The organism is Cellulomonas sp. JZ18, assembly GCF_009720485.1.
In the GTDB taxonomy this organism is placed as follows: domain Bacteria; phylum Actinomycetota; class Actinomycetes; order Actinomycetales; family Cellulomonadaceae; genus Cellulomonas.
Window position 1 is genome coordinate 3,976,688 of sequence record NZ_CP045245.1, and the last position, 24,584, is coordinate 4,001,271.

General features: G+C 69.9%; 21 protein-coding genes and 4 pseudogenes. 16 read left to right on the plus strand and 9 right to left on the minus strand.

Features of this window, described 5'->3' with window-relative positions; genetic code table 11:
• Window positions 1-243 precede the first annotated feature (243 nt).
• Window positions 244-1,215, minus strand: a complete 972-nt coding sequence (locus GC089_RS17995; RefSeq protein WP_155378788.1) for a hypothetical protein — start codon at window positions 1,213-1,215, stop codon at window positions 244-246.
• Between the two features lie 254 nt (window positions 1,216-1,469).
• On the opposite strand from GC089_RS17995, the gene GC089_RS18000 reads away from it, so the two are divergent.
• Complete coding sequence (locus GC089_RS18000) at window positions 1,470-2,033, plus strand: hypothetical protein (protein WP_155378789.1); 564 nt, start codon at window positions 1,470-1,472, stop codon at window positions 2,031-2,033.
• Window positions 2,034-2,055: 22 nt separating this feature from the next.
• Here the strand turns inward: GC089_RS18000 and GC089_RS18005 are convergent, their stop codons facing one another.
• Window positions 2,056-2,871 carry an NmrA family NAD(P)-binding protein gene (locus GC089_RS18005; RefSeq protein ID WP_155378790.1) on the minus strand — a complete coding sequence of 272 codons (816 nt, stop codon included), beginning with the start codon at window positions 2,869-2,871 and terminating at the stop codon, window positions 2,056-2,058.
• An 88-nt stretch (window positions 2,872-2,959) separates the two neighbouring features.
• Between GC089_RS18005 and GC089_RS18010 the strand changes: the two genes are divergently transcribed.
• Together GC089_RS18010 and GC089_RS18015 are read left to right on the plus strand one after the other, a co-directional pair.
• Window positions 2,960-3,376, plus strand: a complete 417-nt coding sequence (locus tag GC089_RS18010) for a winged helix-turn-helix transcriptional regulator (RefSeq protein ID WP_370514038.1) — start codon at window positions 2,960-2,962, stop codon at window positions 3,374-3,376.
• Window positions 3,377-3,546: 170 nt separating this feature from the next.
• Window positions 3,547-3,843 (plus strand): hypothetical protein, encoded by a 297-nt coding sequence (locus GC089_RS18015; protein ID WP_155378792.1) that lies wholly within the window; start codon window positions 3,547-3,549, stop codon window positions 3,841-3,843.
• A 185-nt stretch (window positions 3,844-4,028) separates the two neighbouring features.
• On the opposite strand, the gene GC089_RS19525 is transcribed toward GC089_RS18015, so the two are convergent.
• Window positions 4,029-4,544 (minus strand): WYL domain-containing protein, encoded by a 516-nt coding sequence (locus GC089_RS19525; RefSeq protein ID WP_230684942.1) that lies wholly within the window; start codon window positions 4,542-4,544, stop codon window positions 4,029-4,031.
• Window positions 4,541-5,017, minus strand: coding sequence for a YafY family protein (locus tag GC089_RS19530; RefSeq protein ID WP_230684943.1), 477 nt, complete (start codon window positions 5,015-5,017; stop codon window positions 4,541-4,543). Before GC089_RS19530 ends, GC089_RS19525 begins: the two co-directional genes overlap by 4 nt.
• Window positions 5,018-5,106: 89 nt before the next feature.
• On the opposite strand from GC089_RS19530, the gene GC089_RS18025 reads away from it, so the two are divergent.
• Together GC089_RS18025 and GC089_RS18030 are read left to right on the plus strand one after the other, a co-directional pair.
• Entirely contained in the window at window positions 5,107-5,847 is a 741-nt protein-coding gene (locus GC089_RS18025; RefSeq protein ID WP_155378793.1) for an alpha/beta fold hydrolase, read from the plus strand.
• A gap of 1,188 nt (window positions 5,848-7,035) precedes the next feature.
• Complete coding sequence (locus GC089_RS18030) at window positions 7,036-7,809, plus strand: hypothetical protein (protein WP_155378794.1); 774 nt, start codon at window positions 7,036-7,038, stop codon at window positions 7,807-7,809.
• A 13-nt stretch (window positions 7,810-7,822) separates the two neighbouring features.
• Here the strand turns inward: GC089_RS18030 and GC089_RS18035 are convergent.
• Window positions 7,823-8,947: pseudogene (locus tag GC089_RS18035) on the minus strand (IS3 family transposase).
• A 433-nt stretch (window positions 8,948-9,380) separates the two neighbouring features.
• Between GC089_RS18035 and dcm the strand changes: the two are divergent.
• Both dcm and GC089_RS19690 read left to right on the plus strand, forming a co-directional pair.
• Window positions 9,381-9,791 (plus strand): annotated as a pseudogene (gene dcm, locus GC089_RS19685) (DNA (cytosine-5-)-methyltransferase); the annotation flags it as partial.
• Window positions 9,792-9,940: 149 nt separating this feature from the next.
• Complete coding sequence (locus tag GC089_RS19690) at window positions 9,941-10,828, plus strand: DNA cytosine methyltransferase (protein ID WP_255449068.1); 888 nt, start codon at window positions 9,941-9,943, stop codon at window positions 10,826-10,828.
• 34 nt (window positions 10,829-10,862) lie between these two features.
• Here the strand turns inward: GC089_RS19690 and GC089_RS18045 are convergent, their stop codons facing one another.
• Together GC089_RS18045 and GC089_RS18050 are read right to left on the minus strand one after the other, a co-directional pair.
• The gene (locus tag GC089_RS18045) at window positions 10,863-11,372 is read right to left on the minus strand and encodes an HNH endonuclease (RefSeq protein WP_230685288.1); all 510 of its coding nucleotides are present in this window, start codon (window positions 11,370-11,372) and stop codon (window positions 10,863-10,865) included.
• A gap of 92 nt (window positions 11,373-11,464) precedes the next feature.
• A complete protein-coding gene (locus GC089_RS18050) occupies window positions 11,465-11,641 on the minus strand; it encodes a hypothetical protein (RefSeq protein WP_155378796.1) in 177 nt (58 codons plus the stop codon).
• A gap of 193 nt (window positions 11,642-11,834) precedes the next feature.
• Between GC089_RS18050 and GC089_RS18055 the strand changes: the two genes are divergently transcribed.
• The 6 genes and pseudogenes from GC089_RS18055 to GC089_RS18075 all read left to right on the plus strand — a co-directional run bounded on the left by GC089_RS18055 (window position 11,835) and on the right by GC089_RS18075 (window position 21,253).
• Complete coding sequence (locus GC089_RS18055; RefSeq protein WP_255449069.1) at window positions 11,835-12,269, plus strand: very short patch repair endonuclease; 435 nt, start codon at window positions 11,835-11,837, stop codon at window positions 12,267-12,269.
• Between the two features lie 118 nt (window positions 12,270-12,387).
• Window positions 12,388-15,468 (plus strand): hypothetical protein, encoded by a 3,081-nt coding sequence (locus tag GC089_RS18060; RefSeq protein WP_196250759.1) that lies wholly within the window; start codon window positions 12,388-12,390, stop codon window positions 15,466-15,468.
• The gene (locus GC089_RS18065) at window positions 15,461-16,303 is read left to right on the plus strand and encodes a DEAD/DEAH box helicase (RefSeq protein WP_155378799.1); all 843 of its coding nucleotides are present in this window, start codon (window positions 15,461-15,463) and stop codon (window positions 16,301-16,303) included. The genes GC089_RS18060 and GC089_RS18065 overlap by 8 nt, the downstream gene beginning before the upstream one ends.
• 1,934 nt (window positions 16,304-18,237) lie before the next feature.
• Window positions 18,238-18,903, plus strand: a pseudogene (locus tag GC089_RS20295) (helicase-related protein); the annotation flags it as partial.
• 1,334 nt (window positions 18,904-20,237) lie between these two features.
• Window positions 20,238-20,801, plus strand: a complete 564-nt coding sequence (locus GC089_RS20300; RefSeq protein ID WP_370514122.1) for a DUF1998 domain-containing protein — start codon at window positions 20,238-20,240, stop codon at window positions 20,799-20,801.
• 152 nt (window positions 20,802-20,953) lie between these two features.
• Entirely contained in the window at window positions 20,954-21,253 is a 300-nt protein-coding gene (locus GC089_RS18075; protein ID WP_155378801.1) for a hypothetical protein, read from the plus strand.
• Window positions 21,254-21,617: 364 nt separating this feature from the next.
• Here GC089_RS18075 and GC089_RS18080 read toward each other — a convergent pair whose 3' ends face one another.
• Entirely contained in the window at window positions 21,618-22,346 is a 729-nt protein-coding gene (locus GC089_RS18080) for a hypothetical protein (protein WP_155378802.1), read from the minus strand.
• Between the two features lie 95 nt (window positions 22,347-22,441).
• Here GC089_RS18080 and GC089_RS20305 point away from each other — a divergent pair.
• The 3 genes and pseudogenes from GC089_RS20305 to GC089_RS18090 all read left to right on the plus strand — a co-directional run.
• A pseudogene (locus GC089_RS20305) lies at window positions 22,442-22,630 on the plus strand (polymorphic toxin type 15 domain-containing protein); the annotation flags it as partial.
• A 97-nt stretch (window positions 22,631-22,727) separates the two neighbouring features.
• Window positions 22,728-23,147 carry a hypothetical protein gene (locus GC089_RS19535; protein ID WP_230684944.1) on the plus strand — a complete coding sequence of 140 codons (420 nt, stop codon included), beginning with the start codon at window positions 22,728-22,730 and terminating at the stop codon, window positions 23,145-23,147.
• 74 nt (window positions 23,148-23,221) lie between these two features.
• Window positions 23,222-24,106 carry an abortive infection family protein gene (locus GC089_RS18090; protein ID WP_155378804.1) on the plus strand — a complete coding sequence of 295 codons (885 nt, stop codon included), beginning with the start codon at window positions 23,222-23,224 and terminating at the stop codon, window positions 24,104-24,106.
• A 13-nt stretch (window positions 24,107-24,119) separates the two neighbouring features.
• Here GC089_RS18090 and GC089_RS18095 read toward each other — a convergent pair whose 3' ends face one another.
• On the minus strand, window positions 24,120-24,584 hold the full coding sequence (locus tag GC089_RS18095) for a hypothetical protein (RefSeq protein ID WP_155378805.1): 465 nt from the start codon (window positions 24,582-24,584) through the stop codon (window positions 24,120-24,122).

Here is a 24,584-nt window from a genome sequence, read left to right on the forward strand (position 1 = left end):
TCCTCGGGACCGAGATCCGCCGCGGTGGGTGCGCAGCCCACGAGCACGAGAGCGAGGAAGGCGGTGTGGATCAGGGGGAGGGTCGTCTCACGAGTCGTCCTATCGGCAACACCGAGCTCGACCTGACCGGTGGTGTCCCACCGGGGCCGCCGATCGCCCGGTGAGGTCAGGCGTCGGGGCACTCGCAGGCGACGCCGGTGCCCCAGCTTGGCTCGCCTCCGCCGAGGCGGCCGCCGCGCGCCCTCACTCCGGTGTCAGCACCGCCACCGCCCCCGACAGCAGACCGGTGCTCAGGCACTCCCGCACACGCTGCATGTCCTGGGAGACGGCGTCCTGCCGCAGCGAGAACGTCAGTCGGGGGAACGGGGCGTCGAGCGCCGACACGGTCGCCGCGTCGACGGCGGCGTCCTGCGCGCACGCAGCAGCCCGCTCGGCGGGCTGCGCGTGCACCAGGTCGAAGGCGTAGACCGACCCCTCGGTGTAGTGCTCGAGCACGAGCCCGGCATCTCCTCGCCGGACCGGGCTGAGCCCGCGGGTGTCCCAGTACCTCGTGCTCAGGGCCAGGGTCACGACCTCCGTGGCGCCCGTCGCCTCGACGGCAGCGGCGTCGACGGCGTCGAGGTCGCCGCTGCTCGAGACGGCGGAGGCGGCGCTCCCGACGAACGGCGGCAACCACGCGTCGTCGAACGGCGTCACCTCCGTGCGCAGCTCCACCCCGTCGGCGACCCCGCCGCCGGTCAGGACCCGGAGGTCCCGGAGCTTCGGGTAACCCAGCACGAGGTCGTCCGCGAGCCGGGACGCGTCGTGGACGTCCATCGCCGCCACGGCGGCGTCGACCGCACCGGCCACCTCGTCCCGGGTCCGCGCGTCCGGGACGACGAACACCACCGTCCACCCCATCGAGCAGTGGTAGCCCGTCGGGTCGGCGAAGGTGTTCGCGCCGCCGCTGTACGTCCCGCAGCCGTCACCGCGGCCCTGGCCCAGGACGGTGAACCGGTCCGGGAGGACGACCCGTTCGAGCGCGGCGTCCAGCCGCGTCGTGGCGAGGACGCGCGCCTCCTCGATCTCCGGGTCGTGCGGGTCGTACGACGGACCGGACGAGCAGGCGGAGAGGAGCGCACCGAGGGCGAGGAGGCTCGCCGGCCGACGACCAGAGGCGTGCCGGGACGTGCGGGAGGTCCGGGCAGGCCGTCGCGACTCGTCCGGATCGTCCACGGGGACACCGTAGGGGCCGCCGCCCGGACGGTGGCCGGGTTCGTCCCGGTGCTGCCGGCCCCGGCGACAGGGGGCGCACGCGCCGGAGCCGGCGGGCAGGAGGTCGCGCATCCGCCCCGCGAGACCCGCCCCGCGTTCTAGGGTGACGACCGCCCGGCCGACGGCACCTCGCGTCGGCGGCCGGCGCGACCCGCCTCCTCGTCCGGTCCTGCCCCCGGACGGGAGGTCTCCCACCCACGAGCTGGGGAGCACCGATGACGCCGCGCACGAGCACGACCGGATCCTCCCGACGCGCGGCTGCCGTCGGGCTGGTCGCGGTGACCCTCACGGTCGGGGCGGCCGGGCTCTCCGACGCGCTCACGACCGACGACCGGCCGAGCGCCGGGGCTGCGGCGGGCGACGGCGCGGCCGGGACGGACGCCCCGGCGACGGCCGACACCCTCGCCGCCGCGGAGGAGTACACGCAGGAGCGAGCGGACGCGTTCTGGGGTGCGGACTACGTCCTGGAGGACGCGTTCGCCCTCGCCGAGCTGTGGGACGTGGACGTCCTCGAGGCGAAGGCGCGGGCGGGGCAGATGCTGCTCGACGGGCAGCCCGTGCCGATCGCGCCCGGCTCGTCGCTCGACCTGACGGATCCCGAGACGGTCGCGCAGCTGGAGCTGGTGGCGTTCTGGGACGCGGGGTACACGAGCGACGACGGCGCGGCACTCGCGGCGCTGTGGGACGTCGACGTCACCGAGGCCAAGGCCACCGCCGGGCGCATGCTCCGCGAGGGGCAGCCGCTCCCGATCGGCCCGAGCGGCACACCGGTCCCCTGACCTCCCGGGCGCACCCGACCGGTCAGCGTCCCCGCGGTCTGCCGGCGGCCGCCGTGCTCGCTGCGACCGCGAGCGCGTCGGTGAGCGGGGTCCCGAGCAGCTCCTGCAGGTCTGTGCCGGTGGCGCCCAGGAGGCCGTGGCGGACGCAGCTCGCGATCGACGTCAGCATCGGCGGCTGGAAGGGCAGGAGCGTGCTGTCGGCCAGGAGGCGGGCGCGGTACTCGCCCAGACCGATGTCGTGGTGGACGACGCCGAGCCGTGCGGCGACGGCCTCGGCGTCGACCGGTCGGCCGACCAGCTCGTACGTCTTGCCGGCGTGAGCGGCCGGTGACGCCGCGACGACCGCCACGGCCGCAGCCAGGTCCGCCCGTGCGACCGCGGCCAGAGCACCGGCACCGAACGCGGACTCGATGCCGTCCGCCGTCCACGTCAGCAGCGAGCCGAACAGCTCCGCGTACAGACCGTTGCGCAGGATGGTCCACGGCAGCCCGCTCTCGCGGACGACGCTCTCGGTCACCCGGTGCGCGAGGGCGAACCCGAGGTGGTCACCGGCGCCGGTCAGGCTCGTGTAGACGACGTGACGGACGCCGTCGCGGACGGCGGCGTCCACGGCAGCCCGGTGACGGGCGACGACCCGGTCGTCCTCGGCGTAGCCGGCCGAGACGAGGACGAGCGTCGCGACGCCCGCGAGGTCCAGGCTGTCCGGGTCGTCGAGGTCGAGATGACGCTGCCCCGCCCCCGGGGTGCGACTGCCCCCCACGGCCGGCGCGCTCTGCGCGGTCAGCGCCGCGAGGGTCAGCGACGCCAACCGCCCGCTCGCCCCGGTCACCAGGATCATCGGCCGTCCCTTCGTGGTGCTGCTCGGTCACTACGCTGCAGATCGTGAACCGGGCCGACCAGGCCGACAAGGAGGCACGTGCGTGTCAGTGGGGCACACCGCTGTGACCACCGAGGTGGCGGACCTCGAGCCGTGCGGCCGGCCGGACCACCCGGACTGCGGCATCCGCGACGTCCTGGACCGGGTCGGGGACAGGTGGACCGTGCTGGTCGTCACGGAGCTGGCGCCGGGCCCGCGTCGCTTCCGTGAGCTGCAGCGCGCCGTCCACGGCATCTCCCAGCGGATGCTCACCCTGACCCTGCGGCGGCTCGAACGTGACGGCCTCGTGCTCCGCACCGTCCACGCGACCGTGCCGGCGCAGGTCGACTACCGGCTCACCGACGACGGTGCCAGCCTCACGCACCTCGTCCGGGCACTGGCGGACTGGTCGCTGACCCACCGGGACACCATCGCCCGCGCGCGGCACGCCTATGACGCCCTGCACCCCGGCAACGAGCTGCGGTGACCGTCCCGACGGGACCGAGGGTCGCCGCCCCGGGCCGCAGGTGCACCTGAGCGGCCGACGAGGCGGCGCAGCGGTCCGCCGGGCACGCCCGCCCGGCTCGTCCGACCCACGGCCGTCGTGCGCGACACGGCCTCCTCTCGGGCCGTCGACGACTCCGGCATGCTCGGGCGGTGAGCACCCCGCTGAGCGCGTCGTGGAAGCCGCGTTGGTACAACCTGGACCAGTCGTTGGCGGTCGGCCGCCGTGACGCCTTCGCCCTGTCGCTCCCCGGCCCGGGGACCCAGCAGGAGGTCGTCTTCGCGACCTGGGGAGAGTCGACGTACTGGATGGCGACCGTCGTGGCGATGACGCACTCACGGTTCGGTCCCGTCGACGAGGTGGACGCCACGTCCTTCGGGAGTACACGTTCCGGTTCGCGGACGGGCGATGGGTCGCCGTCGAGGCGGAGGAAGGGCCTGGGCGGGTGAACTCGGCGAGCCCGGACTTCCCCGTGAGCGACTGTGACGAGAAGTGGGCGCGCACGGGGGCTGGGACCTGCACGTCCTGCTCGCGGACGTCGAGGGTCCGGTGCCGGTCGAGGTGGCGAGGACACTGATGCACCGGCGGTGACTGCGCCACAGGCCGACGGCGAGCACTGCGCGGGTGGCGGCGCTCAAGGACGCTGCGGTGTAGCCGTGGTGCCGGCGCCGCGCACCGCGCCGGCCCGGAGGCGGTCGGAGAGGGCGAGGACCTCGTCGCGAAGGGCGTCCGGGGTGATCACCTCGAAGTCCCAGCCGAGCCCGGCCAGCATGCGGGCCATGCCGTCGAGGTGCTCGGCGCGCGTCTCGAGGAGCACACCGTCGACGTGCTCGCTCAGCCGCCCCACGCTCCGGGGCAGTCGCTCGCCCGCTTCCGCGAGGGTGGTCCGCAGCACGACGGCGACCTCGTGCGACCACCCGACCGCGGCGATCCCCGAGACGACCTGCGCCGTCGCGTCGAAGTCGGCGGGCACGACGTAGGAGCCGTCGCCGTGTCGGACCGAGGCGATGCGGTCCAGGCGGAACGTCCGCACGTCGTCACGGCCGTGGTCGTGGCCGGTGGCGTACCACCGGCCGGAGTGGAAGACCAGACCGTAGACGTCGAGCTCACGCTGCGACTCCTGCCCGTCCCAGGCGGTGTAGGCGATCACGACGGTGCGCCGCGCACGCGCCGCCCAGGCGAGGTCGAGCAGGGTCTCGGCGCCGGCGGGAGCGCCGGCGCGCGCGGGGTCGTGAACTGCGCGGTCGACAGCAGGCTGCCGAGCCGCTCGCCCAGGGCCCGCGGCAGCACTCGCGACACCTTGGCCAGTGCGCTCGCCGTCGCCGCGCGCTCGGTGGTGGCGAGCCCCGCGCGTTCCGCGGCCTGCAGGCCCAGGACGACGGCGACGGCCTCGTCGTCGGTGAGCATCAGCGGCGGCAGCTTGTAACCCGGTGAGAGCCGGTAGCCGCCGTACCTGCCCCGCTGCGCCTGGACCGGGATCCCGAGGTCGGCAAGGTGCTCGGCGTAGCGCCGGACCGTCCGCTCGTCGACCCCGAGCCGCGCCGCGAGGTCGCCGACGGTGCGCTGCCCGCCCGCCTGCAGCAGCTCCAGCATCGCGAGCACGCGCGCGGTCGGGCGGGTCACGGCGCTCCTCGGGGCTGCACGGGAAGGACGGCGAATGCGTTCGGAATACCGGGCGGTTCCTGTCCGCAAACGACCGTAGCGTCATCGTCATGACGACCACCACCTACGTCCTCGTCCCCGGCTTCTGGCTCGGCGCCTCGGTCTGGCGCGCCGTCGCCGACTCGCTGCGCGACCTCGGCCACGTCGTGCACGCCGTCGACCTGCCCGGCATGGGCGAGCGCGCGCACCTCGCCTCGCCGGCGACCGACCTGACGACCCACGTCGACGACGTGGTGCACCTGCTCGAGGAGCACGACCTGCACGACGTCGTGCTCGTCGGTCACAGCTACGGCGCCCTCGTCACGACCGGTGCGGCCGACCGCGCGCCCGAGCGTGTGGCCCGCCTGGTGTACATCGACTCGGGCCCCCTGCCGGACGGCATGGCGCAGGCCGACTTCGAGGGACCCGATGCACGGGCGGCCAACGAGGACCTGGTCATGGCGCAGGGCGACGGCTGGAAGCTCCCGCCGCCGCCCTGGGCCGTGCTCGCCGCCGAGGTGCCCGAGGTCGACGACGTCGCCGTCGCCGCGCTGGTCGAGGGCTCGCAGCCGCAGCCCTGGCGCACCGCCACCCAGCCGGTCGCGCTCACCGGCGCCTGGGAGCGCCTGCCACGGACGGGAGTGCTGTGCAGCTTCAGCCTGGAGCAGCTGCGGCAGATGGCACCCCACGCGCCGGTGTTCGCGCACATGGTCGAGGGTGACTGGACGTACGTCGAGCTGCCGACGTGGCACTGGCCGATGGTGAGCCGACCGGTGGAGCTCGCCCAGGTGCTGGACTCGGTCAGCCGCTAGGTGCGTGCTTCTGCGGGAGTCCACGACGCCGACCGCGCGCACGCCCCCCGGCTGCGCGGCCATCCCTCCCGCCTCGCTGAGGGCCTCGCTCCCGCGCCACGAGTTGCCCAGCATGGCCGTCCAGCGTGCGCCGGCCGTCGCCAGCATCAGGTGGTGCGTCACGTACGTCGTCCTCAGCGGCAGCAAGCTGCCCAGCAGCTCCGGCAGCTCCGGCAGCGTGCCCTCGACACGCCGCGTCCGCAGGACGCCGCCGGTGAGCTCCGTCGTGGCACGGCCGCGCCAGGACACGAGCACGTCCGCGCACGTCGCGGCGTCCGCCGCGAGGAACGTGATGCCGTGCGTCACCGGGAACCACGCACCGTCGAGCAGCTACCGCTCGTCCGTCGTACCGACCATGCCGGATGCTCTCACTCGCACGCGCCGGCGACGAGGACGGGCGCTCCACCACGACGGCCGCCCGCGCTTCGACAAGCACCGGCTCCCCCAAGGGGATGTCGGGGGCGACCCGGGTCCCGGGCGTCATCTCGCGGAACGCACGGTCCTGAGCGGAGAACGGCTGCCCGTCATCGGTGGAGCTGGCCGGGCCGACCATCAGCGAGTTCGCGCGGTGTCGTTGAGGTTCGAGTAGCCCTGAAGCAGCAGCAGCGGATGGGCGCGCGCGCCTCGTGCTGCCGCCCGTCAGACTTGGGAAACCCTCCTGGACGGAAGCCTCGTTCTGGCAGCGGGGCGTGCGACCCTCGGGGAATCTGGTCACACTGGTTAACTTCTGTCACATGAGTCGCGCGTCACAGGGCCGGAGGGCCTCCGCGTAGGCGAACTCGGTCGTCATCACGGCTACCCGGAGCGCAGAAGCGGTGACATCGGCCGAAACCTTGATCACTGTCCCGAGCAGGACCGATCCGGCGCCAGGGACGCATCGCGGCCCGGCCTGAGTAGGGCCCACTACCGCAGGCGTGACGACCAGCATCCGCTCGCGTGCTGGCGTGAAATCCCCAGTTGCCCGATGCGCCCGGATGTCAGCGAGGGGTGACCACCATGGTCGAAGCTTGACAGCCCCTGTCGCCGGGCCATACAGACCGGATCGGTGGCGGAGCGGGCGGGCCTTGCGGCGAACGTCTCTGCGACGCCCTGACCCGTCGCTCGGTCGCGTTGCGGCGTCCTTGGCGGTGCTCGCGGCATCATCAGGTCATGTCGCGCGTGGAGTGGACGCGGCTCGCCGGCGAGGACGTCGAGGCTGTCGTCTCGATGCTGCTGTGTCTGGAGTACCCCGATGCCGTCCGGGTGCGCCCTGCACAGGGCGATGGCGGCATCGACGTACTGGTGCCGTTGCCCGACGGCGGATTCGCCGTCTTCCAGGTCAAGCGCCACGCCGAGAACCTCGACGCCAGTCAACGGACGAAGCTTGCAGCCTCGCACAAGCGCATGCGAACGTCGGAGTTCGCGCAGCGGTACGACATCCGCCGCTGGTACCCGACGATGCCGCTCGGTCCCACACCGACGGATCTGATGTGGATGGGCGACGTCGCCGGGGGCCAGCCCTGGGAAGCTCATTGGAAGGGCTTGAGCTTCATTGAGGCACTCATCTCGAAGTACCCGATGGTCGTGGACTACTACCTGCACGACGGCAAGCAGCGTGCGAACGACGCCATCGCACGGGTCACCGAGTTGCTCAAGAACCAGTTGGGCGTAGCGGCGGGCAGCCCGCTGAGTCCTCGAGACGCGATCACCACGCTGCACTCCCTGTTCGGTGCGCTGGACGACGCAGACCCGTTCAACCTCTATGGCCTGTCTGTTGACCCAACCCGGCCGCAACTGGACCCTGCCGCGTTGCCGGACCGCACGGTCATGGCAGTTCAGTACGAGCTGCCTGGTGAGTCGTGGGCGACCGTCAAGGTCGTCGCGCGTGCCAACGAGTCGCTCGTCGAGCGCCCGGTCTCTCTGAGGGGTCTGCTGCACGAGTAGGTGACAGCGGGTCTCAGGCTGCGAGTGCGACCTGAGTGGTCATGATGGTCTCGAACTCGACCGGCGTCAGGCGACCGAGGCGGGCCTGGCGTCGGCGGCGGTGGTAGGTCCGTTCGATCCAGATGATGATCGCCAGCCGCAACTCGTCACGGTTGGTCCATCGCCGCCGGTTGAGGACGTTCTTCTGCAGCAGCGCGAAGAACGACTCCGTGGCGGCGTTGTCGCCCGCGGAGGCGACCTGGCCCATCGACCCGATCAGGTCGTGGTGGGCGAGCTCGCGCAGGACCTTTCGGCTTTGGAACTGGCTGCCGCGATCGCGATGGACCACGCACCCCGCCACGTCACCGCGCCGCTGCACCGCACTGGCCAGCGCATTCACGGCGATGCGGCACGTCATTCGGTCGCTGATCGAGTAGCCGACGATCCGGTTGGAGAACAGTCCTTGATCGCGCACAGGTACAGCCGGCCCTCGGCCGGTTCGGCGCATCGGCCCGGAACTGGCGCAGGACGAGGTCGTCGTGGGCCGGCGGGCCGGCCTTCTTGCCGTTCCTGCCGCGCTTCTTGCCGAACACCGACCACCAGCCGTGCTCCGACCAGATCCGCGACACCGTGCGATCGCAGGCCCGCACACCCGCGCGGGCTACCTCGTCGGCCAGCAGTCGATGCCCGAACTCCGGGTCATCGCGGTGGGCGTCGAACAGCGCGTTGGCAAGGTGAGCCCGCTGCAGCTCGCGCGCGCCGACGGGCGAGGTGAGCCACCGGTAGTACGGCTGTCGCGCGAGCTTGAGGACCCGGCACGTCACCGCCACGGGGACCCCGTCGACGGCGAGCTCACTCACGAGCGGGTAGAGCCTTTTCCCGGCAGCTGCGCCTGAGACAAGTACGCCGCTGCTCGGCGCAGCACCTCGTTCTCCTGCTCGAGCAGCCGGATACGCCGGCGCGCCTCGCGCAGCTCGGCCGACTCCGACGCGCTCGTGCCGGGACGGTTGCCGTCCTCGACGTCGGCGGCACGCAGCCAGTTCCGCAGACACGACTCGGCGATCCCGAAGTCCGCCGCGATCTGCTTGAGCGGAGCCCGCCCGCGGCGAGCGACCGCCACGACGTCATTCCGGAACTCCTGGGGATAGGGCCTGGGCACGGTGCACATCCTTCCAGCGGCGCCCTCAGCGCCACAGGTCAGGTGTCACCTACTCGTGCAGCAGACCCCGGACCGTCCGGGTCGATCATGCCGCGGCAGCAGTGGCGGAAGGTCGTTGACGTCGTTCGGGGACCGATAGCCGAGGCCGGAGCGTGGTTCCCCGGCGTCATCGAGGCGTAGGTGCGCCGCGTGGTTCTCAGGAGCCGGGGTCCCGGAGCGCCTCGAGCATCGGGCTCCCGTTCTCGGCTCGGAGCTGGCATCCCCGCATCCACCCGCCGGACCGACGATCGCGCCGCCGCCGAGGACGTCAAGGAATCCACGGGCGCTGTCGGGCACGCCGTTGATGGCGTCGGAACGACGCTCCGACCGGGTCTGGGTCGCGACACGCGGGTGCGCGTCTCGAACATCAGCTCGAACAAGCTAAGCTGGCCCCATGCATGCCAGTGACCCCGTCGCTGACGGTCGTCCGGACCAGGCGGCCTTCGACTTCGTCGACCTCTTCGCCGGCGTCGGCGGGTTCCACGCAGCACTGAAGAGCTACGGCGGCGAGTGCGTCTACGCGGTGGAGATCGACAAGGCGGCAGCCGCCGTCTACCGGCACAACTGGGGACACGATCCCCTCGGCGACATCACTAAGGACGCGACCGACGGCGTCATGAACGTCGGCCCCCACGATGTCCTCACAGCCGGCTTCCCATGCCAGCCCTTCTCCAAGTCCGGCGCCCAGCGGGGCATGGAGGAGACCCGCGGGACGCTCTACTGGAACATCCTCCAGATCATCCACTCGCGTAAGCCCACAGTGGTGCTCCTCGAGAACGTTCGGAACCTCGCTGGCCCTCGCCACTTCCACGAGTGGGAAGTGATCATCAGCACCCTCCGCGAGGCTGGCTACTGGGTCAGTGACGAGCCGGCCATCTTCTCGCCGCACCTCCTCCCCCGGAGCGCGGCGGCCGTCCGCAAGTACGCGAGCGCGTCTTCATCACAGCCACTCGCATCCCCGATGACGCGTGGGGGCGCCCTGAGCTGGACGTGGCTCCTGAGCCCGTTGCCTCTCTTCGAGAGCCGATCGACGGATGGAAGCCGAAGGCGCAGTGGCACCTGGAGGACATCCTCGACGACTCGCACAACGTGCCAGGCTGTGACCTCTCCGAGCCTGAGCGGCTGTGGATCAACGCGTGGAACGACTTCGTCGAGCTGATGTACGAGGCGCGCGAAGGGCGCCAGCTCCCTGGGTTCCCACTCTGGGCGGACTCGTGGCGAGACGTCCAAGACGCATGGCTACCCGACCCCGCTGACGTGCCGGACGCACTCGAAGCACCCGAGATCGACCCGACGTTGCCGGACTGGAAGCGGAGCCACCTCCGCAACAACTACCGGTTCTTCATCGAGCATCACCGCGCGATCCGGGCCTGGGCTGAGCGGTGGGGTGTCTTCACGCCTGCGTTCCCGCCCTCCCGGCGGAAGCTCGAGTGGCAGGCGCAGAAGACGCCACGGCTGTGGGACACCGTCATGCACCTGCGTCCTTCGGGTATCCGCGCGAAGGCTGCCACGTATGTGCCTGCCCTGGTTGCCATCACTCAGACCAGCATCGTTGGCCCACGGGAGCGCAGACTCTCGCCTCGTGAGACCGCGCGCCTCCAGGGCTTGCCCGACAGCTTCGACTTTGGAAGCCAGCCAGCGGCTGTCTCCTACCGTCAGATGGGGAACGGCGTGAACGTCGGAGTCGTCTGGCACATCCTTCGGGAGCACGTACGGCGCGACGAGTGGCTGCTGAAGATGACGCCAGCTGGCGCCCGGATCCGCGACGCCGTGCTGAGCGCACCCCTCAGCCCCGACGGGATTCTCGCCAGCCACGCTCCCTCTGGTTCGGCCCCTGCCTAGACCCGGCCGGCGCCAAGCCGAAGCACTGCACGACCTAGAGGCCGCACCATTCTCGGTGGGCTCGCAGTGCCTGCGTGCTAGGACGCTCGTTGACGGCGCGCGGCAGCTTGGCCCGCTGCCCGTCCAGATCCCCGTACGTTGAGTTTCGCAGCGCAGAGCCCATGACGACCGTCTGGGTGCGCTCGTCGATTGCGATCTGTCCGCCATCCCACAAGCGGTGGATGTCGGCACGAAGGCAGATGCCATTGACGATCACGTTCGTTGCCGGGCCCTTGAACGGAGTGATGTGGGCTGCTTCCAGGCCGGTGACCGCATCGCTACCGGTGATCGCGCAGACCTGGCCGTATGCGGCGAGCACGGCAAGACGGAACCGGTCCTGGCCCTCCCGCACGGCGCGCTCCGCGAGCTGGCGATTGCGCTCGTCGGCGACGTCGGCGGGGTCGAAGAGCGGAGCCGCCATCTCCGGCACCGGCTCGTTGGCTGGGACCGGCGCACTGGGAGCGAGGCGCCCTTCGACGCCGTGCTCGGTCACGCCGTCGATCATCACCCGAAGCGCCTCGTTCTTGACCGTTCCACCCGGGCTCCAGAGGCGCGCATCGAATGGCCGCCGCGTAGCGGCCTCGACGCAGGCCGCGATCAGACCATCCTTGTCCTTGCCTTCGGGCTCTCCCCTAGCGCGACGAGCACGGCCTTGAGGAAGTCGGAGCGAACCGTTGAGCCCCGACTCGTGGTGAAATGAGGGATTCCCAACAAGTCCGACAGAACCGCCATCAGCGCGCGTTCCGGATATTCGACGCCGTATTCTTTTGCCATGCTAGGAGCGTAGGGCACGGCGATCGGCGACAAGGGGACCGATCCGCGTGCTGATGGGTTAAAGCCATCTCGCACCGGTGCCCACGCCGACTCGTAGCGCGAGCCGCCTCGCAGAGCGATCCTTGAGTTGAGTCGGTCGGGTAGGCCATCCCACGCGCTCCCGATCCCGGGCCCCAAGCGACTGGAGGGCGTCATCGCCAAGAACTATGAGTCGTGGGCGTCGTCCCCGGAGGCGCGCGCCGTCATGCGGGCAAACCGGCGGAGGGACACCGCACCAGAGGTGGCCGTCCGCAAGGCCGTCCACGCCGCCGGTCTCCGCTTCAGGGTCGACGCGCGGCCGCTGCCGGACGTCAACCGGCGGGCGGACATGGTCTTCCGGCCGGCCAAGGTCGCCGTCTTCGTCGACGGCTGCTTCTGGCACGGCTGCGTGCTGCACGGCACCGCGCCCCGCACGAACGCTCCCTACTGGTCGAGCAAGATCACGCGCAATAAGGAGCGCGACGCCGACACGGACCGACGCCTGGCCGAACGCGGATGGGTGTCCCTCAGGTTCTGGGAGCACGAGGACCCGATCGCGGCAGCTCGTGCAGTCGTCCTGCTCGTGTCCGAAAGACGTCGATCCGCCTAGCGCGTCAGCGGCCCTCGCCCGTCGCCCACTCCGCGACTCAGCCGAGCATGTCGACTTGGCGACGCGCTCAAGTCGCGCACATGTGCTGCCGATCACGTAGCGGGGTGATCTAGTCCGGATGATGCTCTCCGATTGGAACGCGGCGCTGCATGACGACGTGCGCGCGAAGGGTCGTCGCGATCGGCGGCTGTACCTCTTCGTCGACCGCGAGCACCTCGCGAACGTGTCCGGCCTCGACGAGTCCGAGGCACTGGATGACTTCATCTCCGCATTCCGCGCCGAGGGAGCGGGACGCCCCTTCGGCCGCGGCGCCCGGGCCGCACTCGAGTGGCGACGCAGCGGGTACCTCGGTGACCCCCCGTTCGTGGCCCACCTCGCGATGACTGTTCTTGCCGTGACGGAGGAGTCGCTCGGCAGCTCCCACGGCGTCTACAGGCGACAGAACCAGCTGCTCGGCCTGCCGGAGCTGCCCGCACCACCGAATGGGTACGGCGATGACGTCCCTCTGATGTGGGGCGTCTGGAACCACTGGCTTGAAGGCCCTGGCGCCGCCTTCGGCCGGCCTAGCGCCAAGACCCACCCGCACTGGACCCTGCAAGGGTGGGCACGAAGCCAGGGCCTCATCCGCCATCCGGATCGGCTGCGAATCGAGCAGTTCTTCGAGGACGGTGGTTGCCCGCGCGTGGGGTCACCGAAGGTTGCAGACCTCATTGCTTGGCTCACGTACCGCGGGGCCTGGGCGCAGGACTTGCTGAAGCGTGTCGATGACGACGCGGCGCGCGAGGTGTTGCGGGACGTCCTCGAGGACGAGGCTGACCGCTGGCGCAAAGAAGGAACGCGGCCGCGGAGCGCCGGGGCCGTGCGGGGACTGCTCCTCTATGACGACTGGACGGACACGCTCAGCGGTGCAGTCCTGGCTGAGCCCGCGTGGATCGGGTCCTCCGTCAACATCGGCAGCGGCGGCACGGTGACTGTCGACGCGCTCACGCAGTACGTCGAGGTTGACCTGGGTGATGGTGTGCTGACGCGGCTGCGCGATGGTCTCCGCCACCAGCTGACTCCGACGGTGTCCGTCGACTTCGGCGGCGGCGGAGCGTTCGTGTTCCGAGACGAGCCGGCGCTAGAGGGAAGGCTCCAGGCACGCGTCATCGACCGCGCTGCCGTTCATCATGCGCTCGCACACCGCGACCGACTGTCTGAGGTCCAGGCCGCCCTCCGTGCTGCAGGTATCCCTCCACCCAGGACCAAGCCCGTAGCGGACTCGGCATGGCACTGGCTCGAGGACATCTGGCTGGACCGGGAGGTTCCCGCCCTTCGCGCGCTCGGCCTCGGCGCCGCGCTGCCGACCTCCTCGGCAGGGCTCAGCCTCATTGGCGGGCTACGCGTCGGTGCACCGGCCACCTTCCTCGCGGGTGGTGAGCCCGATGTGATGCCACACGGCACGGATGAGCCCGTCCTCGTTCGAGTGGACCGCGCGGCCGTCAAGCTGGGGGCCGATGGCCTGATCGCGTTGGCCGAGCTCGCGCTCGACCCCGGGAGCCACGAGGTCTCCGACGGCTCGTCGGGTGTGAAGTTCCGGACCGTGTCGCACATGCGGGAGGTCGCAGCCGCATCAGCAGCCGGCCGGCCGTTGCGGCGCGCACCGTCGGGGCGGCTGCTGATGGGCGAGACGGAGAAGAGCCCCGCGCCGCCCTCACTTTCCGGTGCCCAGGTGACTGGGCTGGACATCCGAGCAGCACACGTGATCCACAACCCCGGAGCCGAGTGCCTCGTTCTCACGCGCGATGGGGGCGTCTTCCAGGTCAGTCCGCTCGCCCCTCGCTGGCTCGACCGGGCGGCCCTCACGGTCGACGCGATCGACGTCGACGCCGTCGCTTCACGGGTTCCCGACGCGGCGTACGTCATCGCCCGGCACCCCAAGACTCGCGGCAAGGTCGCCGCCGCCTACTCCCCGAGCACGCCCTCGACCCCTTATCCGCTCCTGCCTCGCCCCGACCTCATCCACGAGTTGGTGACCGACAACTGGCGCTGGGTGGGAACGCCGGACGACGTGGGAGCACGGCGTTGCCTTTCGCGCGCCCTCAACGGGCGGCAACGCGGCGAGGCGCCTCGAGCCTCACGCCCCGCGGCCACGCGAAGGGAGCAAGCTGTCCGGCCGGATCTCCGTCACGAACGGGTCGTCCCGAATCCGTATGACGACGTCCTGACCTGGCTGTCGGAACGAGAGCATGCGGGGGCCGACCGCCCCGACGTCGCCGCGACCTGGGCATGGGTGTGCCGACGTATGGGGCTCGAGGACCAGGTCGGCGACTGGCGGCTCGCGCTCAAGTTGCTGACCGACATGGGACACATCGAGCAGAACTTCCAGACCGGGAGGGTCTCTCCTGCTCCGGCCACGGCCGTGGCGCTGCCGAACGCTAGGGGCCTCTTCCTGCTGACGGGCGCCCGGCCACTGCGGCTGTTGGAGCGTCTGGACGACCCGGACGACGGCGACCCGATCGTCTCCGAGGCCGTGTGCTCGCTGACCGTCCACTACAGGACGCCGATGCGCCGCGCCGGTCGACCGGCTGGGCCCTCGACGGTCTACCTCGAGATCGACCTCGCCCGGGTTGACGCGGTCCGGGCCGGCCTGGAGCGGCTGGGTGTCCTTCTCCACGGGGGCACCGCCGACTTCCTTCTTGCCTCCACCCCGAGCCTGCGGGAGGCGGCCTCCGCCGGCCAGACCTTCACCCACGCTCCCGGCCGCGAACCCGTGGTCTACCGCTGCGTCAACGGAGAGTGGCGTTGGCTCCGCGCGGCTGATGACCGCTTGCCGGGCCTCTATCGATACAAGCAGGGTCACCGACGAGTCTTCGTCTGGCGCGACGCGTTCGAAGGCACCATGTCAGAGGTGGAACCCGCCGTCGGACAGCTGCTCGCCCGCGCAGAGGAGAAGCTCCCGAAGATGTGGCACGAGCACTTCACTGACCGCCTCTTCGTTCCGCGCGCGATGGCGCTGCCTTCGATGGTTGAGCGGGCGCTGATCCTGAGGACAGGGCTACCCCCCTACCTCTTCCGAGGGCTTCCCCCGCGCGGCGGCGCCGAGTTCCGTGCGCGCGTGTTCGAGAACGTCGATGACGGCGCGGCTGAGCTGGTCGCCCGAGCGCTGCAGATTCCGGTCGTCCCGGAGTACGAAGAGATGAGGAGCCTCGATGAGTGACGAGCGACCCACGGCGCCGCAGACCATCGATGGCCTCCTGGGCTACCTCCAGAGTGCTTTCCTCCGGTACTACGAGACGGCCTACGAGCTGCGGGACGAAGGCATCCGGGGCGAACGTCACCGTCTCCTCAGTGGGCGAGGCGCGGTGTTCAGCGAGCCGATCGTCGAGTTGATGCCCACCTACCGCCCATCCGACTCGACGCTGACCTCGATCTTCGAGGACCTCGCGCTGCCCGAAGCGGCAGAGCTGATCTCTGGCGGACTGCTGCCCTACGACAAGCCGTTCAGGCACCAAGAGGCCGCGCTTCGCGAGTCCGATGCAGGCTCGGACGTGATCGTGGGCACCGGGACGGGCTCTGGTAAGACAGAGGCGTTCCTGCTGCCGGTGATCGCGGACCTGGTTCGCGAGTCGAGGTCATGGGCGCCCTCGAACAACACGACATCGAACCGCTGGTGGAAGGGATCGAACCCGTACCTCCCGCAGCGGGACGGGGAGACGGGCCGCGCACCGGGTATCCGGGCGCTCCTGCTCTACCCCATGAACGCACTGGTCGAGGACCAGCTCGTCCGGCTCCGAGAAGCCCTGGACTCGCCCGCCGCTAGGACATGGCTTGCGGCGAACCGCCAGGGGCACCGCTTCTACTTCGGGCGCTACACCGGGCGGACGCCACTCCCCGGAACTCGCGAGTCCGCGACACCGCAGCGCGTCGACCGACTGAGGGAGCTGATGCGAAGCGCCGACCGGCGGCACGACGCTCTGCTCGGCCGCATTAGAGACGGGCGACTGGAGGGGACTCAAGGTACTTCCTGCCCGCCCTTGACGGCGCAGAGATGAGGTCCCGGTGGGACATGCAGCACCGAGCGCCCGACATCTTGATCACGAACTACAGCATGTTGTCGATCGCGCTCTCCCGCTCCGACGAGCAGAACATGATCGCGCAGACGCGCGAGTGGCTGAAGGCTGACGGCGCCCGATTCACACTCGTGGTCGACGAGCTCCACATGTATCGGGGCACGGCAGGCACGGAGGTGGCCCTGCTCCTGCGACGGCTCTTCGCAGCACTCGGACTGGACGAACACCCGGAGAAGCTTCGCATCATCGGGACGTCGGCGAGCATCCAAGACGACGCCGAGGGCCGCCAGTTCCTCAGCGAGTTCTTCGGTCGCGAGGATGCGACCAGGTTCCAGTTCGTCCGGAGCGAGCCCGAGGACGCCCAGCCCGCAGGCGATCTCGCACCTTGGGCCGACGGCTTCCTGACTGGCGGGGCTGGGCCGAGTGATCTTCCCGATACGGCGACGCTGCGAGGATCCTTCGCCGCAGCGATGGCTTCAGAGGGGGAGATGCGCCCACGGCGCGCTTCGCACCTTGCGAGGGCGTTGTTCCCAAGCCTCGATCCTGGCGACGCCGAGACGGCGCTGAACAACCTGGTCGCTGTGCTGGGCAGCCACGACGAGCCGCCCGTCCGACTCCGCTCCCACATGTTCTTCAGGACGCTCCAGGGTCTCTGGGCTTGCTCTTCGCCGACCTGCACCGCCGTCGAGGCGCCTGACCGCACCGAGGGACGTCGAATCGGCAAGATCTACTCCTCGGCGCGCCTCACGTGCGAGTGCGGCTCGCGCGTTCTCGAGCTGCTGTACTGCCAGTCGTGTGGCGAGAGCATGCTCGGCGGTTACGTAGCGGCTGCGGGCAGCCGCCAGTTCCTGCTGCCCACCATGACGTCGCTCGACGACCTCCCGGACCGCGCGGAGCACGGTCGGGACGCAGCGGGCTACCGCGTCTACTGGCCTACTGAGCGGACACCGGTTGTCACTGCGACGTGGAACCGCACCGGCACCAAGCTGGCCACAGACTCGGAAGCGCCGAAGTACGCCATGTCCTTCGTCAAGGCATCCCTGCTGCCGGGAACCGGGCAACTGAGCGCCAAGCCTGGACGAGTCGCTACCGGGTACGTGTACCGACTCGAGGCAGGCGGCGCCGAGTCCCGCATGCCGGCGTTCCCGACAAAGTGCCCCTCGTGCGGTGACGACTGGGAGTACCGGCAGAACGGCGTGGTGGAAGACCGGCGCCGTTCTCGCTCTCCGATCCGCACCCAGGGCGTCGGCTTCGACCGAGCGAACCAGGTTCTCACGGGCGCTCTCAAGAGACGGCTTGATTCGAGTCTGGTCGTCTTCTCCGACAGCCGGCAGGGGGCGGCGCGTGTAGCGGCCAATCTGGAGCTAGCTCACTACCTAGACCTCGTGCGAGCACTCGCTCTTGAAGCCCTGACCGAGGGTTCCCGCACGCTTGAGCTGGCTGAGGCGTACGTCAGCAAGACGAACCACGGAGCCGAGGCGAAGGCTGCCTTCAAGGCGGTCCAGAACCTCTCCTCCACGGCGGCCATGGCGCTCATGACGCAGGCGAACGGCATGGACCTGGACGCGAGCGAGGTCGCGGCCCTCTCTCATCTCGCCGAGGCGATGAACGGACGTCCGACGCTCGTTGACTTGCAGCGCGCCGTCCTGCCCAAGCTCCTGGCGCTGGGTGTGAATCCCGCCGGGCCAGCCGCGAGCCTCCAGCACACGCGAACCGGGCGATCGTGGACACGGCTGTTCGACTGGTCGGCAGAGCCGATCACCGCCAGGGAGTCTCAACTGGACTCCGATGAGCGCAACCTCCTGCGCGACCTCGAGGCGACACTCGGCGAGCAGATCGTTCGCACCGTCTTCGCGGGAGGCGACCGCGACGTCGAGTCGATCGGACTCGCTCGCGCCATACCCAGCACGCCTTTCATGGTGGCGGGGTTGTCCGACAGCGCGGCGGGCGAGTTCGCCGGCTCCGTGATCCGCCTTCTCGGCCGTCGCCGGCGCACGACGTGGACGAGCGACGGCGCCCAAGGCTGGCCCACACCCGTCAAGAACTACGCCAACGCGGTCGCCGCGCTGCAGAAGACCGCGCTCGATGGTGATGGCCTTCTGGAAGCGCTGGGCGCGCACCTGAAGGCTGGGAGTCAGACGAGTTTCCGGCTGGACCCCGGAACGGTCCGACTCGCCACGGCAGACGCGCCGGTCTGGCGGTGCACCACGTGTCGCACGCGCCACCTGCACCCCAGCGCGGGAGTGTGCGTGAGCTGCCTCCGTGAGCTCCCTCCAACCCCTGAGCAGCAAGCCGCACACGAGGCCGACTACTACGCCTGGCTCGCCTCCGAGGACGGAGGCGCCTACCGGCTCCACTGCGAGGAGCTCACAGGGCAGACCGATCCCCTGGAGTCACAGGCTCGCCAGGCTCGATTCCAAGGTGTCTTGCTCGATGACGAGGAAGTGCCGCGAGTCGACACGATCGACGTCCTGTCGGTGACCACGACCATGGAAGCCGGCGTCGACATCGGCGCACTCAAGGGCGTCGTCATGGCGAACATGCCACCTCAGAGGTTCAACTACCAGCAGCGAGTCGGGCGCGCGGGGCGTCGGTCAGAGCACCTCGCCGTGGCGCTGACGGTCTGCCGCGGCGCACGCAGCCACGACGAGCACTACTTCTCCAACCCGGAGGCCATCACCGGCGATGCCCCACCTCAGCCGTTCCTTGACACCGCCGCGGTCCCCATCATCAGGCGGGCGCTAGCCAAGGAAGCACTGGTTCGGGTCTTCGCTGCTGCTCAGGCGTCCGTTGCCGGCTTCGAGGCGGGACGAAACGTCCACGGACAGTTCGGGTCAGTCGACTTCTGGACGTCGTCCCCAGAGCTTCGCCGCTTCGTCAAGTCGCACCTCTCGAGCGTCGGACCAGAAGCGACAGCTGCCGCGGCCAACCTCCTGCGCGCAACACGGGTAACCGACGCGACACCCGTGGACTTGGCGGGCTGGATAACAGACGAGCTCTTCGAGCTCATGCAGCTCGCGGCAGACCAGGCAAGGGCGTCGGATCTCTCCGAGGCGCTGGCCCAGGCGGGGATCCTGCCCATGTTCGGCTTCCCGACCCAGGTGCGGTTGCTTTACACGCGAGCGCCATCGGCGGCAAGGGAACCCGACACGCTGGACCGCGATGCCCCGATCGCGGTCTCTGAGTTCGCTCCCGGATCGGAGATCGTCAAGGACAAGCAGATCCACACGGCGGTAGGAGTCGTCGACTTCTACCAGCGCGCCAATGGCACGTGGACAGAGGGGGACGACCCACTCGGGCCCCGAACGTCCGCAGGCGTTTGCCGCGCATGCTTGGCGATCACCTACAGCAGCGCCGACCTCTGCCCCACGTGTGGAGCCAGCGCTCCGGACTACGCGGTCGTGGATCTCGTCGAACCGACCGGCTACCGCACCTCGTTCTCCCCGCGTGACTACGAGCAGCTGGGCGACCCTGTTGCCCGAGCTGCGCAGCCCCGTCTGGCGCTGCCGGCGGCCGGCGGCGAAGGGCGGGGTGAGAACGCATGGGTCCTCGCGGCCAACGCTGAGGTCGTCTCCGTCAACGACAACAACGGCTCGCTGTACGCCATGACGCCGACCACCCGGGACTACAAGGGCAAAGGCTCACCGGGACATGGACTGGTGGAGCGGTCGCTGCTCGTGGACAAGGACCGCAAGGAACGAGCCGGCCTCAGCTTCGTCTCGCCGGCAGGCAGCCCGCTACCTCCGATCGCCCTATCAGCCCGTCGACGCACCGATGTGCTCACCGTCGCGCTTCACACGACACCGACCGGTCTCGCCATTGATCCCCGGATCCCGGCGGGCCGGGGGCTTGGGCGTCACTTGGCTTCCTCTTCCGCGACGCGGCCGCGAAGTGGCTCGACATCGGTCCCGACGAGATCGAGGTCGGCGTCCACCCGCGACCTGTTAACGGCTCGGTACGAGGTCAGATGTTCATCGCCGACACCCTCGAGAACGGCGCGGGCTACGCCAAGAGGATGGAGGGGAGGTTCGAGGAACTGCTCGACGTCGCGGACGCGTATGCCCAAGGACTCGCGACCCACGGCGACGACGGTCCGTGTGACTCGAGTTGCTACCGCTGCCTTCGTGACTACGGGAACCGGTCATGGCACCCGCTCCTGGACTGGCGCCTCGCGGTCGACGTTCTCGACCTGCTCCGCGGGCGAGGCATCGACTTCGACCGGGACGCACAACGCGATGCTCGGGCGGCCAGTGCGCTGGCGACCGACTTCAACTTCACGGTCGAGGAGGGTCCTGTTCCTGCGATCACCGGCCGGAGCGGCCAGATCCTCGCGGTCCTCCATCCGTTCGAGAACCCGAACGCCGACGTGCCCAGCGAGCGCGTCGCCAGCGTCAAGGACCAGTGGCCGGGAGCAGACTTCTGCTCGTCCTTCGAGTTGCTCAGGCGCCCCGGGTCCCTCGTCGGACGTCTCATGGCCTGACCGACAAGGCCCCGTGGGAACACTGGGCTCACCGGGCTCTCGGGTTCGGCCAGTCGCGTGATCAGGACGCACGATCTCGGGGGAGCCCCTCGCACTCCCCTATGGTCCGAATGGTCCTGTCCTCGGATCACCCGCCGCGCTACGTTCCGAACATGTCAAAGGAAGACGAGCTCGCCGCCCTCGCACGTCTCGTGGGTGCCACCAACGTCCGCCTCGGTGTCGGGTCGTCCGTGCCGAAGGCCCTCTTCGATGCGATCTGCAGCCGCTTCGGTCTCGATGCGAGCGGAGCGATGCCGGCACAAGCGGAGCGAATCGTGCGGGCTGCGGGCATGCCGTACGTCAGGGCTGCTTTCGACAGCCGTAACTCCGTCTCGGGCGGGGGGTCGACGGTCACGCTCGAGGGACTGCAGCAGCTCCGTACCGCTGTGCAGAAGCTGATCGCGCGCGAGTAGGAGGCCGAGCCGCTGGGCGTGGTGTCGGTGCTCGACGTGCGCCTCGTGCCGGTCAGGCTGTGAGGCCAAGGACCTGCTGCACGGACCGGTGGCAACTTTGCCCGCCGACCTGGCCCGGTCGGTCGAGTCGAGTGGTGGACCTCAGCCCGGGCGCACAGCACCATGCCGGACGGTCGACATGGACGAGGCATTCTGACCTCACCCCTCCTCGCCGACCAGAACCCATGCGTTCGGGGCCCGCAGCGCCGCCGCTGCAGCCTCACCGTCCGCTTCGTCGAAGATCAGGGTGCGGTCACCTTGGGTTTCGGCGACGGTGTCCTCTGATCCGCCTTTGGCGATCTCATCGACGGACGTGTTGCGAACGTCAAGCCCTCGTCCTCGACGCTGCATCGGCCGTTGCCACGTCGTACGACGGCCAGTCGAACAGGTCGCGTTCGCCATCGCACGCGATGGAGCCGGCGTCCCAGACGGGTCGGATGGTCCCGGCGCTCGTGGGGAACGGGGCGACCCGATCGGGCGTGGTGTTGAAGACCTCGGCGCGGACCTGATAGTCGTAGGTGACCTCGGCGGTACCGGGTGCTGATCGCTCGGTATCGACGTCGACATCCAGGTCGAACGAGGTGACCTGGAGCCGGTACGTGAACCCGTTGCGATCTGTCCAGGTAGTGCTCAGTTCAGGGTCGATCGTCGGCTCGGTCTCCCTCGGCGTGTCTGGGCCGCCGGCAGGACGCGAGCATGCGGCGAACAGGCCGAGCGTGACGCCAGTGGTGAGCGTCGCGGCGAAGGTGTTGGTGGGCACCCCGACGACTCTCCCACCGAGCGTCGGTCCGCCCACCGAGATCCATCCGGAAACCGGGGACCATGCCTTGACATCAAGCGATTGGGCGTCGATCTGAAGCATCTCCCCGGGACGCGTGACGACGTAACGGCCCTGAAGGTCGCCGGGTCTGCTCGCCTGCGAGAGCCGCACAGACGCGGGCTTGTCGATCCCGGCGTTCGCGCTCGCAATGTCCAAGACCTTGCTGAGAGCAGACTTCGAGACCGTGGTGTAGTCAACTCCGCGGGCCAGAAGGCGCTGCCTGAACATCGCCACTCGGTTCTTCTTTGACACGGACGAGCGCGACCGCCGCGAGAGTTCCGTCGCGCCAGGGGCCACACGAGAGCGACCGCCTCGTCGAGGAACGCGGGATGTCGCGCGCTGACGCCGTCGCCGAGGCGCGACGGCAGCTTCAGGGACAGCACCCTCTGCATGGGCCCGACCAGCGAGCCGGTGGTAACCCCGAGCAGATCACCGGCATGGGCGACGGCGGCGTCAACTCGTCGATCGGCTCCCAATGGCGCAACAACGCTGACGACCTCCAGGCAGCCATGGACGACGCTCTGGTCGACGCCGACATCGACCCGGCCGTGTGGGGCGACATCCGCATGAACGTGCGCTCCGCCTGGTCAACGCGGTGCCGGTACCGTGACGGACGTGAGCACCGCGAGCGAGGCAGCGAACGCCAAGTACGGCCCCAACGGCGACCTCGTCTCCGCCTTCATCAACGCGCTGACGGCGGGCGGCCTCGACTGGCAGCAGGTGGTTGCCGATTCGAGGACGCCCGAGCGCCGCTCGGCCATCCAGGCAGTCGGAGATGTCCCGTGGCCGGCCCCCCGACTCGCTGCTGTGGACAAGGCGGGCCTCGACGCGTTCGCCGCGCTCGGGCTGTCGCGCTCCGACTTCTCCCACCCGCTGGACCTCGGCGCGCTCAAGGTCGCCATCTCGGCGGCGTCGAAGGCGGTCGCTCTCTGCGACCGAGTCGGTGCTGACGTCGTGCGGACGCTGCTGCAGCCTTTCGCGAACCAGGGGGTCGCGGTGGCGCACGAGGCGATCGCGCGGGCGTCGCAGGGCTGACCCTCCGGCAAGGCCCACCGCATCGGGCGGAGTTGTGCCGGACCTGGCGCGTGACTGGTTCTACGCTGCCCGGTGTGACGATCAGGACCCCGCAGCGGCGAGAACTCGTGAGCGAGCGCGCCCGCACGGCGGTTCGAGACCTCATGAGCGGCACGACGCTGCGTGAGATCGATGAGCTGTGGCAGGACGAGTTGTTCGCGCCCGTGTTCGACGACCCGGAGCCGGTCGGCGGACAGCGTGTCACGCACTTCCAGGGGTACATGGACCAGGTGGACTGGACCGACCCCATCCAGGTATCTCGGGCGCTGCGCGTCTTCGAGGCAGCACTCGCGTTCGCTTTCGTGCCGGGCGCCGAGTACCCGAACGCGGCGACCATGGCCCGGCTGCGACGCCTGTGGGAGCGGGACGGCTACGAGTGGACCGACGAAGGAAAGATCGTCGGCGGTCCGACGACGACCGTGGTCGCGACGGAGTTGCTGGACAACCTCTCGGACCCACGTGTCATCCGCGACCACCTGGACCGCATCGAGCGCGCAGTTGCTCAGGCGGACCCTTCCCTGGCGATCGGCTCTGCCAAGGAACTCATCGAGAGCACCGCCAAGCTCGCCCTTGGGGAGTTGGGCGAGGAGGTTCCCTCGGGAGCCGAGGTTTCGGACCTGGTGCGCCGGGTGCAGGAGGCGCTGGCGATCCACCCCAGCAAGGCGGCGCCCGGCCCGGATGGCTCGGACGGTGTTAAGAAGATCCTCGGTGCCAGCGTCACGATCGCGAACAGCGTCGCGGAGCTTCGCAACTCGTACGGCACCGGCCACGGCAAGGACGTCACCCACACCGGCTTGGGCGCCAGGCACGCTCGGCTTGTGGTGAACGCGGCACGAATGTGGGTCGAGTTCGTCCTCGACACCCTCTCGGACGAGAAGGCTCCGTGGAGGAAGGCGTCTGCCGGGACCAAAGCGCACTGACCCGTCGTAGAGGTCAGGCCGCGTGACGCCGGTGAATCTCCAACCGCTGCGCGTTCGGACCGAATGACTCGACCACGACCTTGTACGCGGTGTCCGCGTCGCGCGGCTCGCGGAACTCGAACTCGTACTCGGCTTCCCGCTCGACCGAGGTGACGAGTTCCAGCGCCTGTCCGTCAGTGTCGAAACGCAGGGCGACTCGCTGGCGCGCCCGAAACTGTGCGTCCTCGAAGGAGATCGGGGTCTGGTCCCCGCCGAGCCGATCCCGGATCTTGATTCCGAGCGCGGAGATCCCCTTGGCCGCCGCGTACTCGAATGCCGCCTGGCCAACCAACATGAGGATCTGGAGATTCGCCGCGTCGGCGCCCCAGACGAAGTCGGTCTTGTTGCGCCGCCTGATGAACGTCGGCTCGTCGATACCGGGCCGGCGACGTCCCGGCGAGCGCGCGGAATCGCGCGAGGGCGAGCAGGCTTCCCACAT